Genomic DNA, 2,109 nt, shown 5'->3' on the forward strand with positions numbered 1-2,109 from the left:
GATCCAGCGGTTCAAAATGGCTGCGCAGTTCATATTTAGAAGGTGGAATTGGTATAACTGCTAATGTGTCTTCCAGCAGCAAACCCTCAGCATGATAGATGCTGATAGTTCAATCAGCCACATGAAAGGGGCATTATTCATATTGTTTTATTCGCCGGTCAAAACGGGGACTATTCTTAAGCGGTGCTGCAAACTCAAATCTGCATACTTCACCAACCCACTTGCTGCCGGATTGATGACCCAAACAACGCCCAAACCATTCAGGCGATGCATTACCGCATCTTACAGCCAATACAAGCTGGCAACTTCCGTATCACTGGGGGGCATGCTGGAGATTTATGATTTCCTGATATATGGCTTGATGGCCAGTTATATTGCCGAGAACTTTTTCCCTGCAGAAGACCATATCACCTCATTACTCAACACGTTGGCCACGTTTGCCATGGGCTATCTGACCCGCCCCCTCGGTGGTATTGTCTTTGGCCACTTCGGGGACCGCTATGGCCGTAAAAAGACCTTTACCTTTTCCATCTTTTTAATGGCTGTCACCACCGCATTGATGGGCTGCCTGCCCGGATGGCACAGTATCGGTGCAGCAGCTCCAGTCATGATGATCCTGTTACGATTACTCCAGGGATTCTCCCTGGGTGGAGAAATTCCGGGCGCTATCACCTATCTGAGTGAGACGGCACCTGAAAGACGCGGGTTGGTCATCGGCATTTTGTTTCTGGTCATTATGATCGGCGTGTCGTTCGGTACCTTCGTTAACGGTATGCTGGAAATGCACCTCCCGGCAGAAGATATGAAGGAATGGGGCTGGCGTGTCCCGTTCTGGGTCGGTGGTTCTTTGGGAGTTATCAGCTATCACATCCGCAAACACTTCTCAGAATCCGGATTTTTTGATGCACTGGATCAGACCAGGGCACAGGCTTCCATCCCGATTGTTCTCCTGTTCACACAACATACCCGGGGGGTTATCTGCGGACTCATGACCATTGGCCTGTGTGGAGCAACCGTCACTACCTACAGCGTTTACATGCCAGGTTTTCTCTCTTCGCTACTGGGTTTTCCCAGGGAAGCCATCGCCTGGAACACCGCCCTGGCGTTTCTCATGTTATCGCCGCTGTGTCTGATCTGCGGGATACTATCCGATCTGATAAATCACAAACTGATTCTTGGCATTATGGCCGTGGTGATCGCCACAACAGCCTGGCCGGCGTTTCAGTACTTTGCTTCACCCGATGCCGAACTGAATAAGATCATGTTGATTTGTGGCCTGTTGGTAGCATCCGCATCGGGGACTCTTCCGCCACTGCTGATCAGCTTTTTTCCAACGGAGATTCGCTATACCGGCATTGCCACCTGTTATAACACCGGGTTTGCAATTTTTGGCGGTATCGCCCCTTTTACCTCAACATTACTGGCCAAATACTCTGACAATACCTCAGGACCGGCCATGTATCTTACCCTTATGGCAGTGATCAGCCTGATAGCCCTGTTTATTCCCTGGCCAAACGTTATGCTGACAACGAATCAGTACGATGAGGCAAGTTAGAATCAGGAAACCTTTATTGATCAACACCAGGAGGCTGTCCGAGAATAGCGCCCTGGATAAAAATTTTGAAACCACGAACACTTGACAAGAAAATTTACTGAAAGTTCATTTTTATCCTGACCCCTGACTCAGCGAAGGTGATTATTCACTGACAGAACCGGATCTTTGCAGCACAGACCCCACGATAGCAAGTAGAGTGGCCGAGCGGATCATTCGCCGCGTCAGGGAACTTCTGTAAAGGAAATCTGTCCATATTCTGCAATCAAATTTCCCGGTTCAGCCACAAACTGAGCATAAACAGGTTCGAATACCACTGTTCAGTGTGACTGAAAGCCCAGATTACAAATTCCCATGACCGCTTGGCGGTTAACAGCGTTTGTGCCTGATACCACGAATGAACGACTTGAGGGCAATATGGATCCATCACGGTCAACAGATAGCTATTTCCAGTTTGCCTATGAGCAAAAATTCCCAATCAGTGATGAGGTGTTACCGGCTGAGGAGTGGTCTAAAAATAACTTTCCCATTTTAAACTCAGTGTTCCTGATGATTGC

Annotated in this window: 2 protein-coding genes; both read left to right on the forward strand. The window is 48.6% G+C overall.

The features are described from left to right. Positions 1-91: 91 nt before the first annotated feature. Positions 92-1,555, forward strand: coding sequence for an MFS transporter (locus KDK14_RS16530; protein ID WP_257266277.1), 1,464 nt, complete (start codon positions 92-94; stop codon positions 1,553-1,555). 351 nt (positions 1,556-1,906) lie between these two features. Further along, a partial coding sequence (locus KDK14_RS16535; RefSeq protein ID WP_257266278.1) for a hypothetical protein occupies positions 1,907-2,109 on the forward strand: 203 nt, incomplete at its 3' end.

This window comes from Endozoicomonas sp. ONNA2 (genome assembly GCF_024606365.1).
Classification (GTDB): Bacteria; Pseudomonadota; Gammaproteobacteria; order Pseudomonadales; family Endozoicomonadaceae; genus Endozoicomonas.